Here is a 14,382-nt window from a genome sequence, read left to right as displayed (position 1 = left end):
GGAGACGGCGGTGTCGGCGGCCCGGGCGGACAGCCGCCCGCCGTCGTGGGTGCGGATCAGCGGCGCCGAGCCGGGTCGGCCGGGCTCGCCCAGGAATTCCTCAAGGGCGTGCGGGGCCGGAGTGCTCAGGCCGGCGGGTGAGCCGCCGGCGCGGACGCCGCGTTGGCCGACTGGGCCTGCCCGCCACAGAAGACCTCCGTGACGAGCCGCTGCTTCGCCTTCTCGAACGCCTGGGCCGCGGCGGCGAAGTCGAGCTCGGCGTCCCCGACGGTCAGCGACGCGGTGAGGGTCGTGCCGCCGTCGGGCGTGCTGTACATCAGCGCCGCCCAGCCGGGGAAGCCGCCGTTGTGGTGGAAGACCGTGCCACCGCAGGCGGTGTCCTCAACAAACAGCCCCAGGCCGTAGCGGAAGTCGCGGCTCTTGGGGTGGGGCGTGCGCATTTCGGCCAGCAGTGGGGCCGGCAGGAGCCGGCCGCCCATGAGCGCGGAGATGAACGTGTGGAGGTCCTTGGTGGTCGAGATCATGTCACCGGCGCTGGAGACCCAGGAGGGGTTCATGCGGGTCACGTCGGCCACCTTCGGTCGGCCAGCGTCCTCGTAGCGGTAATAACCGTGGGCGTGCGGTTCGGGGATCTCCGATGAGGCCTCCGGCAGCACGGTGTTCGACAGCCCCAGCGGTTGCAGGATCAGTCGCCGCATCTCGGCGGCCAGCGATCGGCCGGTGACCTGCTCGATCAGTAGCCTGGCCAGCACGTAGTTGGTGTTGGAGTAGCTCCAGTCCGTTCCGGGCTCGAATCGGGCCGGCTTGGACAACGCCAGCCGGACCAGCTCCTGCGGCTGGTAGGTGCGGGACAGGCCGTCCACGTACTCCTGGCCCTGCACCGGGATCCCCGGCAGGAGGGTCCCATCGGGGTCGAACTCGCCGGTGAAGTTGAACACCCCGCTGGTGTGCTGCAACAGCATGCGCACCGTGATCCGCCCGTCCAGCCCGAATCCGGGCAGGGAGTCGGCCACCGGGTCGTCCAGTCCGATCCTGCCCTCGGCCACCAGTCGCAGGACCACGGTCGCGACCAGGGTCTTGGTCGTGCTGCCGATCCGGAAATGCCCATTGGTCGGTGGTTTGGCGGTCTCGCCCAGCTTGCGCACCCCGGCGCTGCCGACCCACTCGCGCCCCTGTTCGTTCACCCGCAGCTGCATCCCGGCAAATCCGGAATCGACGATCTCCTGGATGGCCGTCTGCAATTCCGGACGATCCTGCCCGCTGGCGGCGGAATTGTTCTGGTTGACGCTGTTCGTTCTGCTCATGGCCTGAGCGTTCACCCTGACCTCGGGGCAAGGTCAAATCGCGATCTTCGCATCACCTCGGCGGCTCATGAGCGAAGAGCGACGCGGTGGGGCGCGGGTCCGTGCGCGCCCTTCGCTCCGCAGTCGCGCAGGTTGACCCTGCCCTAAGGGCAGGGTGCACAATCACCATGTGGTCACGGCAAACCCGGTCCATCCGGAGAGATCTTCCGATTCAACCTGGAGCATGGCGCTGAATAACGACACGCCGGCCGAGGCCATAGGCGAACCGGCCGATTGCGATAACACGCTCGGGCCGAGCCGATGACAGGGAGCCGGGCCGGCGGCCTCACGATCGGGCAGGCGGCGGCATTCGCAGATGTCACGGTCAAGACCGTGCGGCACTACCACCGGCGCGGCCTTCTCGCCGAACCGCGGCGTGACAGCTCCGGCTACCGCCGGTACGGATCGGCCGACCTGTTGCGGCTGGTCCAGGTCCGGACGCTGGCCACCGCAGGCGTACCGCTGTCGGAGATCGCGCCCCTGCTCGACGCCGGCCCCGAGCAGTTCGCTGCCGCCCTCACCGACGTCGAACGGCGTCTGACCGATCAGATCACGGATCTGATCGCCCGGCGGGACAGACTGCATCGGGTCGCCGACGACCGGGCCCTACTGCCCGACCGCGCCCTCGCGGTCCTGGACCGGATGACCGGCCTCGGTTTCAGTCCCGACTATGTGGCCACCCAACGTGAGGCCCTGGTGCTGTTCCGAGCGCTGACGCCGGAGGGGTTGGACCATTTCCTGACCAACCTCGAACACCGGTTGGCCGACCCCGAGTACGTCGACCTGATCAAGCGCAGCGTGGCGGCAGCGTCCTGGGAACCCGACGACCCCCGGATCGAGGAACTCGCCACAGCCTTTGCCGCCAACCTGCTGACCCATCGCGAGCTGCTGGTAGTACCGGCAGGCATCAGGATCGGGCCCGACGTCGCCACCCGGTACGGGCTGATCGACCACCACCGCGAAGATCAATCGCCGGCCTGGGCCCGGCTCAACGCGCTGGTCGAAACCAAACTCCGATCCGCGGGTGTCCCCATCCCGCACCATTGACGGTCGGCTGAAGGCGACACGGCGACCTACAGAGGCGGGGGCCGAGCGTCCACGTGGCCATCGACGCCGCCAAGACCGAGGCCGACGCGAACACGTTGCGCATACGCGCTCGACCAGTTCACCGATCGGGGTGGACGGTCAGGTGTTCTCGCGCAGGAAGCCGGCGCGCTCCTTGAGGAAAACATGGCCGCCCCCTGCGGCGACGTCCGGCGTCAGCAGCCGGCCGTCGAACGTGTCTGTTCCGCCTCGACGACGTGGGTCAGCGGATTGAACCGGGACAGCGCGCGCAGCCGTTCGGGGTCGTCGCGCGCTGGGCGTCGGGAACTCTTTCCGGGCTCTGTCCCGACTTTCCCCGAAACCTTGGCGCGCATACGCGGGCCTGGCCGCCAGGGTTGTGCCCCGTCCCGGATATACCGAAGCCCCGGCCGATGGACCAGTGAGGGGCCGGGGCTTCTTCGAAGCGATCCGGGGCTACAGGCGGTCGGCCTTGACGTCCTCCACGAACGCCGCGAACGCGGCCGGGGTGAACCCGAGGGCGCCCAGGTCACGGTTCTGCGTGTCGCGCACGTAGACCGTCTTCGGCGTCTCGGCCACCTCGACACACTGGCCTCCCTGGTTGCCACTGTAGGTGGACTTGTGCCAGCGCAAGCCGAGCGGTGGGGTGTTCATAGGACTCCTATCGTGGTGACGATGAGGTCGGCGGACTCTTCCGGCGACAGTGCCAGACCAATCAGCGCACTCATCCGTTGGTCGCATTTTGCCACTTCATCTCCATCGGCGGTGACATGGCCGCTTCCGGGACGCTCTGTGTAAAGCACCTTTTCACGGGTGCTCAGTTCAAGGACGGTGAAGCCCCCGTCCATGGCCGCGTGCGCCCCCTTACTGAACGGGAGGACTTGTAGGCGAACACGGGGGCGCTCCGCCATCTTGATGAGGTGCCTGAGCTGGTCGACCATCACGTCCCTGCCGCCGACCGGGCGACGGATGACCGATTCCTCCAGAACAACCCACAGCAGGGGCGGCTGTGGGCGGTCCATGATCTTCTGTCGCTCCAACCGGGCCGACAGTTGCCGCTCTACCTCGTCAGGGTCCGGCGGAGGCCAGTTGGCTCCGAGAACGGCGCGCGCGTAGTCTTCGGTCTGGAATAAGCCGGGGACCGACTGAACCTCGAATTCCCGAATGCTGACCGCGTCGCCCTCCAACTCCACGAATGGCCGGAACCAATCCGGATAGCTCTCCCGGTTGATGAGAGGCCACAGGTCCATGAGCGCGCCAGCGGCATCCAGGTGCTCCTCGCACGCCATGATGAACTTCTTGGAGGGAATTCGTCGGGCATTCTCGACATACCCGACCATCGCGCCTGTATAGCCGATCTTGGCACCGAGCTGGTCTTGGGTGAGGTCCTTTTCGTTGCGGAACCTCTTCAATTGGGACCCGAAGTAGGCGACGACCGGAGAAGAGGGCGGGGGTAGGCCGCTCATAGCGGGAGCTCCGATGTTCTCAACTGGGCCAACGAGAAACGTGGCGCCTCATAACCAGGGATAAGCAGCCCCCAACAGAACGGGGCTTTGACTAGCAACGATACGGCCAGACCTCGACGCTGTAAGTATGATCACAGAAATCGAGGACTGCGAGAACGGTCTGACTCCCGCCCTATGGCGACTCGTTCAGCGGAGCCGTGCCGAGGCACCCCGTCGATTCGTCCTGTGGGGCGTCTCCGAGAACGGCGACTTCACCGATCCCCTCTATTGGGGCTTGGAGTTTCCCGGGGGCGGCGCCATCTGCGCCAACGCCGGGGGCGCCTACGCCCGCTGCGCAAGCGCGGAGCGGACGCTCAACATGTTGAGCCTCGCTCGCCCTCTCACCCTGGTTTGGATTGACCGCGCTGTCTCAACCCCTTCTGGAGAATGAGCATGGACACCACGATCCCGCGGAACACGGCCGGCACGGCCGTCGCCAACGACAACGCCGCGTCCGACAGGGAGCCGTCCAGGCGGAAGCAGGCCGCCGCGAACCTGGTCAAAGCGATCACCGCGAAGGGAATGAGGGCGACCGCGGACGGCAAGCGGCTGTCTGTGACGGCTCACCTCAACGGAGCGTCGCAAGCCGTGGTGCTCCGCGGTGAGTCGGGCGACGTCCGGTGGTGCATGGTGTGGGAGCCCTTCCGCGCCGAGGAGGCTCCCGAGATCGAGCCGGTCCTTCCCATCGGCCAGGAGCAGGTGCTAGCCGGTCGGCTCCTGAAGGTCTTGGAGCTGGCGCAGATCCAGGTGTGACCGGGGTGCGGTACTGGACGTGCTTCCGCTGCTCCGCACGTTCACTGCGAAGGACGCGCACCGGGTTCACCAGCGCCCCAAGGAGGGCGCAGCGCAGCCGTAGCCGGCCTCTGAGCCGCCACGAGCGACACCGGAGACCAACCAGGAAAGGGGCGCGCTGTAAGAGGGGACGGCACGGCTCCACCGAGCCCCGACCGCCATCCGGCGTCGGGGCTCTTCCCTGTCCAGGTACCAGACAGGTACTAGACCGATGCAACTAGGGTGCCTTCAGGTCAATTTCCGTCCGCAATGTCGGGGATGCTGTCGTCATGGCGAACACGAGTGCGCGGATGCTGCGGTTGCTCTCCCTGCTCCAGACCCACCGGTACTGGCCCGGCACCGAACTGGCCGGGCGTCTGGGGGTGAGCCAGCGGACACTGCGCCGTGACGTCGATCGGCTGCGCGAACTGGGGTACCCGGTCGACGCCAACCGTGGTGTGGCCGGTGGCTACCAGCTGCGGCCGGGCACGGCGATGCCGCCGCTGCTGCTCGACGACGACGAGGCGGTCGCGATCGCCGTCGGCCTGCGCGCGGCGGCCGGTGGCGCGGTGGGCGGGATCGGGGAGAGCGCGGTGCGGGCGCTGGCCAAGGTCGTCCAGGTCATGCCGGCGCGACTGCGGCGCCGTGTCGACGCGCTGCGCTCCTTCACCGTGCCCGACCCGGGGAACGAGGGGCCGGCGGTCGACGCGGAGGCCCTGACCAGGATCGCCCAGGCCTGCCGGGACGGGGAGCGGCTGAGGTTCACCTACACCGCCCGCGGCGGTGAGCGCAGTTCGCGCCTTGTCGAACCGCACTGGCTGGTCGCGCGAGGACGGCACTGGTACCTGCTCGCCTGGGACGTCGAGCGCGACGACTGGCGCACCTTCCGGACGGACCGTCTCTCGGAGCCGCGCGCGACCGGCGTGCGCTTCCCCGCGCGCGAGGTTCCCGGGGGCGACGCCGCCGCCTTCCTGCGACAAAGGATCGCGGCGATCCCCACACGTCACCGCGTCGTGGTGGAGGTGCAGGCGCCCGCCGAGGAGGTGAAGCGGGTCGTGGCGGAATGGGGCGAGGTCGAGGCGACCGGCGAGCAGAGCTGCCGGCTGCGGATGAGCGTCGACGAACTGCACTGGCCGATACTGATCCTGGCCGCCCTGGAGGCGGAGTTCTCCGTGGTCGAGCCTTGCGAGCTGCGCGACCGGCTGCGCGACACGGGAAGACTGTTCCTGCGTTCCGTCGAGTCGACGGAAACCCCCTCTTCCGCGATAACGGACGGAAAGTGACCGCTTTATCGGCCACGGTTCTGCCATGACACAGCTCAACGAACAGACCGCGACGCTGCACGCCTACTTCGGCTACCGTGACGCGCCCGCCGCCCTGCGCTGGCTCGAAAAGGCCTTCGGGTTCGTCACGACCCTGGAGTTCCCCGACGACAACGGTGGCGTCATGCACGCCGAGCTGCGGCGTGGCGACGCGGCGATCATGGTGTTCTCCGACGACGAGGGCTATGAACGCGCTCCTCGCAAGGGGCCCACCTGCGGGCAGGGCACCTATCTCGTTCTCGCGAGCCCGGCCGAGGTGGACGAGGTGTTCGCCGCGGCGGTGGCGGCCGGCGCCGAGGTGATCTGGGAGCCCGCCGACACCGAGTGGGGCAACTACCGTTGCCGGGTGGCCGACATCGAGGGGTACGAGTGGACCTTCGGTGTCCACCGGCCCGGCGAGCCGGTCTCGGGGGAGTGGGATCAGGACTGATCTTCGCTGGGCGTGGTCGAGGAGAACCCCGAGGCCACGCCCACCGGGCGGGCGTCGTCGCTCTCCGGCGTGCTCCGTGGTCTTCCCCGGGGGACGGTCACGCTTCCGGTGAAGCCGCCGACCTCCCTCCCCGCACTGGACGCTGCGCGGTGGAGGTCGCACGGCCGTTGTCTCCGCCCGCAGGTTCCGGCCGGCCGTGGCCGGCGGCCCCGTTATACCCGGCCACCGGCCGGCTCGGCCGGAACCATAGCCCTTGGGAAGACGGGGCACCGACGGTCACCACGTCGCGCAGACGGTCTCCAACGGCATCGCCGCCGCGCACGGGGGAGCGGATGACGTCGACCACCCGGGCGAGGACGGCATCGGACGCGGTGGTGTGCCCAAGGGGACGGAGCGAGCGGTCCTCGCCCGGCCAACGGGGAGGGGTCGGCCCGGAGGCGCTGGTGGAGCGTACCGGCGCAGGACACGGAAAACGCCCCACCGCGTCGCGGGGGGCGTTCGACGTCATCGTCGGAGGCGAACTCCCCGAGCGTCCCCTCCCCGGGGCTAGCAGGGAGGGAGCCTTCGGTGAAGTCACGCCTCGTGGACGGCGGGCCGTCTCACAGGTCGATGCCGAAGGTCATCTCCAGGGCCTCTTCGACCATTTCCTCGGCGTCGCCTTCGACGACGGCTTCGGCGAACTCGCCCAGGTCCTCGAAATCAGGGTCCATTTCGTCCTCCTATGGGGGGTCAGCGGTACAGGTATAGCCCCTCGCGGGCCCTTGCGCCAGCCCGGTACCGGGGAGCCGCGGGATAGGTCCGGTCCGCAATGGAGGAAGCAGGGCGCGGGGAGAAACGCGCCTTCCCCAGCGCCCTTCACGGCCGCCCCCTTCCCGCCCGTAAACGGTGCCCGGCCGGGCCGCCCCACGGCGGGGCCTGCCCCGAAGACGCCGCCCCGTCGCGCGGTCCGCGCCGACGCCGGAATCATCCTTGACCGGCGGGCACGTGGCGCCGGCTGCGGCGGGAGTTCAGGCCAGCATGTCCTCGATGAGGTCGGCGGCGCGCCGCGTGCCGCCCTCGGCCCGCGCGTCGGCACGCAACCGTGCCGAACGGTGGGCGACCTCCGCGTCGGTGACCAGGTCGTTCAGGGCCGCCCGGAGGGCCTCGGGCGTGGCCTGCGCGGTGTCGATGCGGCGGGCCACGCCCAGGTGCACGAGCCGGTCGGCGTTCGTGAACTGTTCGGCGGCCTGCGGTACGGCGATCATCGGGACGCCGGCCAGCAGGCCCTCGCCGCAACCGCCCATACCGGCATGGGTGACGAAGGCGTCGGCCTGCTCCAGGATCGCCCGTTGCGGCACCCAGGAGTGCACCTCGAAGTTGGCCGGGATGTCGCCGAGCGGGGTTGCTCGACACCCCCCTACAAAAACGCCCTTGGGATGGTGCTGCAACACCATCCCAAGGGCTGAGCCACCACCTGTCCACACCAGGGAGTGACCTGTGGAGATCCTAGCCGCACTCGTCCCCGACCTCACCCGCGACGGAACGGCCTACACCGTCGCCGCCGTCACCACCGCCCTGTGGTGGCTGGCCGGCTGGCTCCGCTCCCGACGGGACTCCGACTCCGTGTGATGCCCGTGGCGCCGCCGTGCGCGACGCTGCGGGGACCGCACGGAGTCCACCCCCTACGCGAAGGAGCAGATGATGAGCAGCCAGCTGGAGACCCGCCGGGCGAACGCGGCCGGCTACGCGCTCGACCAGGCGCTCGCCGCCCGCCACGCCGGGCGGGCCGCCGACGCCGACTGGTACCTGAAGATGCACGCCGCGATCATGGCGAGCCCCGCGGCCGTGTTCGACGGCCAGGCGCCGCTGATCGAGGCCGCCCCAACGGGCGGCTACCGGCTCAACAGGGAGATGAAGGTCTACACCTCCTCCCAGGTGGAGGAGGTGCTGTGCCTGCGGCATGGCTGCACCCGTGCCGAGGCAGAGCGGGCCATGGCCGCGGCGGTGGCCGCGTGATGGCCGAGATCGTCACGTTCGGCTACGGGCACGGCGTGCCGCCCGCAGCGCACATCACCGTGGACCTACGGGTCCACTTCCGCGACCCGCACGTGTCCCCCGAGCTGCGGTATCTGACCGCCCGGGATCAGGTCGTGCGCGACGCGGTGCTGGCCACCCCCGGCATCCGCCAGGTCGTGGACGCGCTCCGGGCGGCGGTGCTCGCCTATCTGGCCGGGCCGAGCGGCGGCGACGTGACGGTCGCCGTCGGATGCGCGGGCGGTAGGCATCGTGCCGCGACCGTCGGGATGGAGCTCGCGGCCCTGCTGCTGCGAGACGGTGTCGCGGTGACGGTGGTCCACCGCGACCTGGAGCGGGAGGTGATCGAGCGATGAACGACTGCCCGTTCTGCGACATCATCCACGGCCGTGCTCCGGCACAGGTCGTCCGCGAATGGGACGACGCGATCGCGATCGTTCCGCTGCGCCCCGTCACCTACGGGCATCTGCTGGTCATCCCGACCATGCACGTGCCCGACGCGCTCGCCGACCCCGCGGTCACCGGGATGGTGATGCGCCGCGCGGTCGAGCTGGCACGCGAGCGGCGCCTCGCCGCGCTGAACATCATCACCTCGGTGGGCGCAGCCGCGACCCAAACCGTGCCCCACCTGCACATTCACATCGTCCTCCGCGTCGAGGGGGACGACTTGAAGCTTCCCTGGACCTGACCCCTGCTGAACCGAGAAGAAGGACGGCTTATGGGCTGGATGAGCCGGAAGAAGGACGACGACGAGACTCGACGTCGACAGCAGGACTCCCTGCGGGCGTCCAAGGAGATGAGGGCGCTTCGTCTCGCCGAAGCCGAGCGGATGCTCAAGGCGGATCCGACGAGCGAGATCGCGAAGGCCGCCGTGGAGGCGGCGAAGAAGCGCCTGTGACGTGACGCGGCCCGCCCATGGCTACCGACCTGCGGGCGGGCCGCTCTCCCAGTAAAGGAGTGCCACCATCATGACGCACGAGACCCCCCAGATGGAAGAGCCTGGGGAGCCGACGAAGGTCCGCGGGCTGCGGGAGACGCTCGCCGAGGAGCGTGCCCTCGCCGCGGTGGAGCGCGAGGACGTGCGTGCTCGCCGTGAGAGCGTCGCCGAGCACCGGCTCGCCCTCGCTCGGCTGCGGGAGCGCCTGCGGTCGGCGCGGCGGCAGCGTCGGGAGCGCGCCCTCGACGAGCGGGAGAGCATGGCGCTGGCCGGGCTGTACCGGCAGGCGTCGGTGTCGGGGGCGCGGGCTCGGGTGGCCGCGCAGATCCAGCAGTCGAGGGAGGCTCGCGCGCTGCGGGCGACGCGGGTCCGCTCGCTGTCGCTGGTCGTCGGCGTGCCCGTTCTGGTCGCGTTCGGCGCGTGGTCGACGGCGGGTGTGCACGCCGGCGTGACCGCCCTGCTGCACCTGCCGGCGGGGAGCGTCGGATGGTGGGCGGCGTGGATGGTGGAGCCTGCTCTGATGGCGGTGGTGTGTCTGATCATCATCGGTCGGGCGTGGCTGGCGTCGGCGGCGGATGGTGTCGCCGAGGGGGCGGGGTTGGATTCGCGGGCGACGGTCGCCGAGTGGGGGGCGCTGCTCGCGAGCATCACGCTGAACGTGGCGGGGGCGTGGCCGAGCGCGTTGACGTTGGAGGCGTTGGCGGCGATGGTGGCGCACTCGGTGGGGCCGGTCGGCGCCGCGGGGACCGCGTGGCTGCTGGGCGTGTTCACGGATTCGGCGACGCGGACGGCGCGCGCGGTGTGGGCGGCTCAGGGGGTGCAGTCTCTGGAGGAGATGGACTTGGGGCGGCGGGGTGCGGCGATGGTGGGGGTCGAGGAGGCGGAGGTCGCCGGCCGGGAGCTGGCGGCGGCGGACCGCGCCGAACCGGTCGCGAACCCGCGCCGGATCGAACCGGAGACCGAACTGCGAACCGAACCGGATCACGGGTCGGATCGGTCCGAGCAGGGCGGATCGCGAACCGAACCGGACCGCGAACCGGCTGTGGGTCCGGGGAGGGACCGGTCGAACGTTACTCCGATCCGTCGTCAGCGCGTCACCGACGAGGAGCTGCTCGCCCGTGCGCGCGAGGTGTATCAGCCGGGGATGACCGTGGGGCAGTTCCGGGCGCTCCTGGGGGTGGGGATGAAGAAGGCTCACCCGCTGCACCAGAAGCTGCGCGAAGAGGCGGTGTGACGTGGCCGGTAACGGAATACTCGAAGGTGAGACGGCTGGTAACGACCTCTCCGAAGGTAAGGGCGCGCCCGGTAATGAGGACGTCGTTACCCCTACCGGTAAGACCTCGAGGCCAGAGCCGGCCCCGGTGGGGTTGTTGCCGGTGGCCGGTATGGCGACGGGTGCGGTCGGGTCGGCGGCGAGCGCGCTGTACTCGGCGGCCGGCCCGTGGGGGTTGGCTGCGGGTGCCGCTGTGGCCGTGGGGGCCGGTGTCGCGGTCGCGCGCAAGCGCAAGGGCGGCGCGGAGGCGGCTGCCCGCAGGGCGATGCGGATGGGGCGTTCGCCTCGACTGCCGCGGTCGGGTCGTGGGGGCGTGGCGCGGTCGGGTGGCGTGGGCGGCTCAGGGAGGGGGCGTTCCGGGGGGGCGCCGCTGTTTGGCTCGTCGCGGCCCGGTGGTGTGGCTGGTGGACGCCGGCGTGGGCCTGGGGTTGCCGCCGGGGATGCGATCCGTGGGCGGCGTGCGGCTTCGGGGAGTCTGGGTCGCGGGAGTAGTGGTGGCGGTATCGGCGGGTCGGGTAAGCGCGGCGGTGCCGCTACCGGTAAACCGCTCTCCAGCATGTTCGGTAAGGGGAGTGGCGGTAAGCGTCGCGGCGGTCCGGCATCGGCTACCGGTCGGGGTGGTTTGCACCGCACCGGTAAGCGCGGCGGTACCGGTACCGGTAAGCGCGGGCCTCGCGTCGGGCGGGACGGTCTCACCGGTAAGGAGCGGGAACGGGTCCGTCGCGCTCATCGCTCCACTCGGGAGCCTCGGACCCGGGCGGGGCGGTTGCTGCGGCGGGCGCGCGGCCGGGTGAGTATGCGCCCGGCCGGCCGGGGTCTCGTGCGCGCTGGCCGGGCCGGTTACCGGTTGGGGCGGCGCGTTGGCCGGCTTACCCGCGTGGGGGCGCTGTGGCTGTGGGCGAAGGTTTCGCCGACCGCGGCGTGGGTGTGGGGCTGGTTTGTGCTGCGGGTGCGTGCGGCGTGGGCGGAGATGGCGATCTGGCGGTCTCTCGCCGACGCCGACGATGGCCTGCTCGACAGGTTCGACCCGATGCTGCGCGAGTCCGCGGAGGAGTGGGCGCGCAATGGTGGCGGCCGTGGGGCCGCTGGAGATGGAGTGATCGTGAATCTACAGGCGCAGAGGCGGATTCGGGCGGCGGCTCATGAGCTGGCCAGCGCGATCGCGGCCTATAACAGCGAGGGGATGTTGGAGTTCGTGGAGGGATTGGATGAGATCCCTGCGGCGCTGGCGACGGTGGCTGACGGGGTGCGCCGGTTGGCGGTCCAGTCGCTGGAGGAGCAGCCTCTCAACCCGGGGGTGATCGAGGCGATCGATCAGATCGCGACCGGCCAGTCGAACTTGGCGAACACCTCCATGCTGCTGGGGCCGCTGGCGCGGCACCTGCACCAGGAGGACATCGCCCGGCTGTACAACCAGCGCGTCAATGAGCACAAGTGGGATCAGGCTTACAACCAGCGGTAACGCGACCCTGGGAGGTGACGGTAATGGGGAGCAGGAAGCGGAAACGGGTAACGCTGGGCGAGTTCGGCCCGGTGTCGGGGCCGGTAACGGCGGCGGGTATGAGCCTGGCCGCAGCCGGGTGGGGGGGCGAGTTCGGCCTGTCGCCCTGGTATGCGGTGGCGACAGCGGGGGCGTGCGCGGCGGTGACGCTCGCCAACGCGGCCCGGGCGAGGCTGCCGGTGTTCGCGCGGCTGCACCATGTGGGCTGCTGGGTGGCCTATGGGGGGTGGACGTGGTCGGCGCTGGCGGGGACTCCGTGGGATGCGCAGTCGCTTGGCGCGCTGGCGGGGATCGCTGTGGTTACCGGTATCAGCGCGAAGGGTGCGGCGATCCACGTCGAGACGGTGGCTGACCACAGGAAGCTGGTGGAGGAGGCGACGCGCCGGCGTGGGCTGGCGGGTGAGTGGGAGCGGCGGCTCGCGACGGTGTGCCACATCAAGGGGGCACGTGTTACCGGGCTGTCGGAGTGGAAACGGCCCGTGCCCGGTAAGCCCGGTGAGACGCGCGTTACCGGTTACACCGTACTGGTAACGCTGCCGGACGGTGGTTACCGGTGGACCGACATCAACGCGAAGCGGCTGGAGCTTGCTTCCTCGGCGAACCTGCCCTCGGGGTGCGGGATCGAGGTGATGCAGGGCGAGGCTGCCCGCGAGGTGGTCATCGACGTGTCCACCGTCAACGTGTTGGCTGAGGATCTGCCGCTCGGGGAGATCGTCCAGCGCAGCATCTACGATCCGATCCCGGTCGGGATCCGCCGCGATGGCAGCATCATGCAGGTGAACTTGAAGTGGGCGTGGGCTTTGCTGATCGGCCAGACCGGCTCGGGCAAGTCCAACCAGCTCACGGCGCTGCTGGCCTACCTGCTGATGTGCGACGACGTCGTCGTCGTGGGGATCGACTTCAACGGGGGCAAGCTGTTCAAGCCCTATCTGCGGCCGTGGTTGAGGGGTGAGACGCGCAGGCCGGCGATCGCCGCGGTCGCGACGGATGAGACCGAGGCGGTGGGCCTGCTGAACTTCTTGATCAAGGGCATTTCGGCGCGGGCGACGGCCTACTCCGACCTCATGGAGCAGGTCGACGACGACAAGGTTCCGGCGTCGCCGCAGGTGCCGCACATCGTGGTGGTCTCCGACGAGTCCAACGACTTGCCGGCGTCGGTGAAGGCGAAGCTGGTCGAGCTGTCCAACCGTAGCCGCGGGGTGTCGATCCGCGGGGTGACGAGCGCGCTGCGGGCGGTGGATTTGGGCGGCAAGGGGCTGCCGATCGACCTGAACAAGCAGTCATCGGTGAAAATCAGCATGCAGGTCGACGACGATAACGAGCTGGGGTACCTGTTCTCCTGGGGGCGTCCGCCCCGACGGGAGGAGATTCCCGGCGTCGGGTTCGGGGTCGCTGCGGAAGAGGGGCGCAAGCCGGCCCTGTTTAAGGGGCCGCGGACCCGGCCGTCGACTGCGGCCGAGGTGGCGGTGGCCGCGGATGCGTGGCGGCCGGATCTGGACGAGGCCACGGTACTCGCGGACCCGGACTGGTGGCATGGGAGGTGGGAGAGGGCGAAGCAGACGTGGCTGGCGCCGAAGAAATCGTCCTCGCCGGCGCCTCAACCCGCGCCGAGCACGCCGGGCTCGCCGGCCGGGTCTACGCCGTCTGCGGCTGAGACGTCCACGCAGGTCCATGAAGGGGTGACTGCGATTTTCGAGCGGCTGGGTATCGAGGTGCCCGACGTGGGCCACGCCCAGCCGAAGGGCGCCGCGGTGGATCCGAGTTTCGAGGAGATCGTCGAGCAGGACCTCGGGGATGTGGGGATGCCGTCGCTGGTGTCGGAGGCGATCGAGTTGTGCGGCGACGAGGATCTGGTGCACATGGCCACGCTCGCCGACCGGTTCGGGGTGTCCTCTCGGCGGGTCGGGGAGCTGCTGCGCAAGGTGGGTGTGGAGCCGCGCAGGTCGCCGTGGCGCGGCGGCAAGGCGGTCGAGCGCGATGTTCTCGTGGCGGCCCGGGATCGGATCCGACGGGGCCTTCAGGTGGTGCCTGATGAGGTGTGGACGGTGTCTCCGGGTGGGGGGTGAGGCGCTACTCAGGCCGGTAGCGGCCCGGGTAGCGATACCGGAACCCTGGTAGCGCTACCCGGCCACAGTAGCCTTTTGACCTGCGAGAACGCTCTCGGTAGCGATACCGGGGGCACCTTTCATCCCCTCCCCCCGGGGGTGATGGAGATGCTTCGTGGG

General features: G+C 69.9%; 15 protein-coding genes and 1 pseudogene. 12 read left to right on the top strand and 4 right to left on the bottom strand.

The genetic code is table 11. The features are described 5' to 3' along the window. Positions 1–125 precede the first annotated feature (125 nt). The gene (locus tag ACYVHU_RS12710) at positions 126–1,304 is read right to left on the bottom strand and encodes a serine hydrolase domain-containing protein (protein WP_078761095.1); all 1,179 of its coding nucleotides are present in this window, start codon (positions 1,302–1,304) and stop codon (positions 126–128) included. 300 nt (positions 1,305–1,604) lie between these two features. Here ACYVHU_RS12710 and ACYVHU_RS12705 point away from each other — a divergent pair, with 300 nt between their 5' ends. After that, positions 1,605–2,390, top strand: coding sequence for a MerR family transcriptional regulator (locus ACYVHU_RS12705; protein ID WP_078761096.1), 786 nt, complete (start codon positions 1,605–1,607; stop codon positions 2,388–2,390). A gap of 471 nt (positions 2,391–2,861) precedes the next feature. Here ACYVHU_RS12705 and ACYVHU_RS12700 read toward each other — a convergent pair whose 3' ends face one another. Together ACYVHU_RS12700 and ACYVHU_RS12695 are read right to left on the bottom strand one after the other, a co-directional pair. Next, positions 2,862–3,059 (bottom strand): DUF397 domain-containing protein, encoded by a 198-nt coding sequence (locus tag ACYVHU_RS12700; RefSeq protein WP_078761097.1) that lies wholly within the window; start codon positions 3,057–3,059, stop codon positions 2,862–2,864. After that, entirely contained in the window at positions 3,056–3,871 is an 816-nt protein-coding gene (locus tag ACYVHU_RS12695; RefSeq protein ID WP_078761098.1) for a helix-turn-helix domain-containing protein, read from the bottom strand. The genes ACYVHU_RS12700 and ACYVHU_RS12695 overlap by 4 nt, the downstream gene beginning before the upstream one ends. 432 nt (positions 3,872–4,303) lie before the next feature. On the opposite strand from ACYVHU_RS12695, the gene ACYVHU_RS12690 reads away from it, so the two are divergent. The 3 genes from ACYVHU_RS12690 (at position 4,304) to ACYVHU_RS12680 (ending at position 6,433) form a co-directional block, all read left to right on the top strand. Next, positions 4,304–4,663, top strand: a complete 360-nt coding sequence (locus tag ACYVHU_RS12690) for a hypothetical protein (RefSeq protein ID WP_432940668.1) — start codon at positions 4,304–4,306, stop codon at positions 4,661–4,663. 308 nt (positions 4,664–4,971) lie between these two features. After that, positions 4,972–5,964 carry a helix-turn-helix transcriptional regulator gene (locus ACYVHU_RS12685; RefSeq protein ID WP_078761101.1) on the top strand — a complete coding sequence of 331 codons (993 nt, stop codon included), beginning with the start codon at positions 4,972–4,974 and terminating at the stop codon, positions 5,962–5,964. A gap of 25 nt (positions 5,965–5,989) precedes the next feature. Continuing rightward, a complete protein-coding gene (locus ACYVHU_RS12680; RefSeq protein ID WP_498948541.1) occupies positions 5,990–6,433 on the top strand; it encodes a VOC family protein in 444 nt (147 codons plus the stop codon). A gap of 1,007 nt (positions 6,434–7,440) precedes the next feature. Here the strand turns inward: ACYVHU_RS12680 and ACYVHU_RS12675 are convergent. After that, positions 7,441–7,809 (bottom strand): annotated as a pseudogene (locus ACYVHU_RS12675) (nucleotide disphospho-sugar-binding domain-containing protein); the annotation flags it as partial. A gap of 100 nt (positions 7,810–7,909) precedes the next feature. On the opposite strand from ACYVHU_RS12675, the gene ACYVHU_RS12670 reads away from it, so the two are divergent. The 8 genes from ACYVHU_RS12670 to ACYVHU_RS12635 all read left to right on the top strand — a co-directional run bounded on the left by ACYVHU_RS12670 (position 7,910) and on the right by ACYVHU_RS12635 (position 14,223). After that, on the top strand, positions 7,910–8,041 hold the full coding sequence (locus ACYVHU_RS12670) for a hypothetical protein (protein ID WP_498948540.1): 132 nt from the start codon (positions 7,910–7,912) through the stop codon (positions 8,039–8,041). Between the two features lie 72 nt (positions 8,042–8,113). Further along, positions 8,114–8,428 (top strand): hypothetical protein, encoded by a 315-nt coding sequence (locus tag ACYVHU_RS12665; RefSeq protein ID WP_498948538.1) that lies wholly within the window; start codon positions 8,114–8,116, stop codon positions 8,426–8,428. Next, positions 8,428–8,802 (top strand): RapZ C-terminal domain-containing protein, encoded by a 375-nt coding sequence (locus tag ACYVHU_RS12660; RefSeq protein ID WP_498948537.1) that lies wholly within the window; start codon positions 8,428–8,430, stop codon positions 8,800–8,802. The genes ACYVHU_RS12665 and ACYVHU_RS12660 overlap by 1 nt, the downstream gene beginning before the upstream one ends. Continuing rightward, on the top strand, positions 8,799–9,134 hold the full coding sequence (locus ACYVHU_RS12655) for an HIT family protein (RefSeq protein WP_498948535.1): 336 nt from the start codon (positions 8,799–8,801) through the stop codon (positions 9,132–9,134). Before ACYVHU_RS12660 ends, ACYVHU_RS12655 begins: the two co-directional genes overlap by 4 nt. Before the next feature lie 39 nt (positions 9,135–9,173). After that, a complete protein-coding gene (locus tag ACYVHU_RS12650; RefSeq protein WP_498948533.1) occupies positions 9,174–9,344 on the top strand; it encodes a hypothetical protein in 171 nt (56 codons plus the stop codon). Positions 9,345–9,414: 70 nt separating this feature from the next. Beyond that, positions 9,415–10,617 carry a hypothetical protein gene (locus ACYVHU_RS12645; RefSeq protein WP_498948531.1) on the top strand — a complete coding sequence of 401 codons (1,203 nt, stop codon included), beginning with the start codon at positions 9,415–9,417 and terminating at the stop codon, positions 10,615–10,617. A 979-nt stretch (positions 10,618–11,596) separates the two neighbouring features. Further along, positions 11,597–12,118 carry a hypothetical protein gene (locus ACYVHU_RS12640; protein WP_498948529.1) on the top strand — a complete coding sequence of 174 codons (522 nt, stop codon included), beginning with the start codon at positions 11,597–11,599 and terminating at the stop codon, positions 12,116–12,118. A gap of 23 nt (positions 12,119–12,141) precedes the next feature. Then, the gene (locus tag ACYVHU_RS12635) at positions 12,142–14,223 is read left to right on the top strand and encodes an FtsK/SpoIIIE domain-containing protein (protein ID WP_498948528.1); all 2,082 of its coding nucleotides are present in this window, start codon (positions 12,142–12,144) and stop codon (positions 14,221–14,223) included. Positions 14,224–14,382 lie beyond the last annotated feature (159 nt).

The organism is Marinactinospora endophytica (assembly GCF_054780875.1).
Note: the sequence above shows the minus strand (reverse complement) of the source record. Positions and strands in the feature narration are given on the sequence as shown.

Excerpts from the sequence above, each read along its gene's own strand:
- ACYVHU_RS12710 (WP_078761095.1), bottom strand. The coding sequence starts at position 1,304 with ATGAGCAGAACGAACAGCGTCAACCAGAACAATTCCGCCGCCAGCGGG.
- ACYVHU_RS12705 (WP_078761096.1), top strand. The coding sequence starts at position 1,605 with ATGACAGGGAGCCGGGCCGGCGGCCTCACGATCGGGCAGGCGGCGGCA.
- ACYVHU_RS12700 (WP_078761097.1), bottom strand. The coding sequence starts at position 3,059 with ATGAACACCCCACCGCTCGGCTTGCGCTGGCACAAGTCCACCTACAGT.
- ACYVHU_RS12695 (WP_078761098.1), bottom strand. The coding sequence starts at position 3,871 with ATGAGCGGCCTACCCCCGCCCTCTTCTCCGGTCGTCGCCTACTTCGGG.
- ACYVHU_RS12690 (WP_432940668.1), top strand. The coding sequence starts at position 4,304 with ATGGACACCACGATCCCGCGGAACACGGCCGGCACGGCCGTCGCCAAC.
- ACYVHU_RS12685 (WP_078761101.1), top strand. The coding sequence starts at position 4,972 with ATGGCGAACACGAGTGCGCGGATGCTGCGGTTGCTCTCCCTGCTCCAG.
- ACYVHU_RS12680 (WP_498948541.1), top strand. The coding sequence starts at position 5,990 with ATGACACAGCTCAACGAACAGACCGCGACGCTGCACGCCTACTTCGGC.
- ACYVHU_RS12665 (WP_498948538.1), top strand. The coding sequence starts at position 8,114 with ATGAGCAGCCAGCTGGAGACCCGCCGGGCGAACGCGGCCGGCTACGCG.
- ACYVHU_RS12660 (WP_498948537.1), top strand. The coding sequence starts at position 8,428 with ATGGCCGAGATCGTCACGTTCGGCTACGGGCACGGCGTGCCGCCCGCA.
- ACYVHU_RS12655 (WP_498948535.1), top strand. The coding sequence starts at position 8,799 with ATGAACGACTGCCCGTTCTGCGACATCATCCACGGCCGTGCTCCGGCA.
- ACYVHU_RS12650 (WP_498948533.1), top strand. The coding sequence starts at position 9,174 with ATGAGCCGGAAGAAGGACGACGACGAGACTCGACGTCGACAGCAGGAC.
- ACYVHU_RS12645 (WP_498948531.1), top strand. The coding sequence starts at position 9,415 with ATGACGCACGAGACCCCCCAGATGGAAGAGCCTGGGGAGCCGACGAAG.
- ACYVHU_RS12635 (WP_498948528.1), top strand. The coding sequence starts at position 12,142 with ATGGGGAGCAGGAAGCGGAAACGGGTAACGCTGGGCGAGTTCGGCCCG.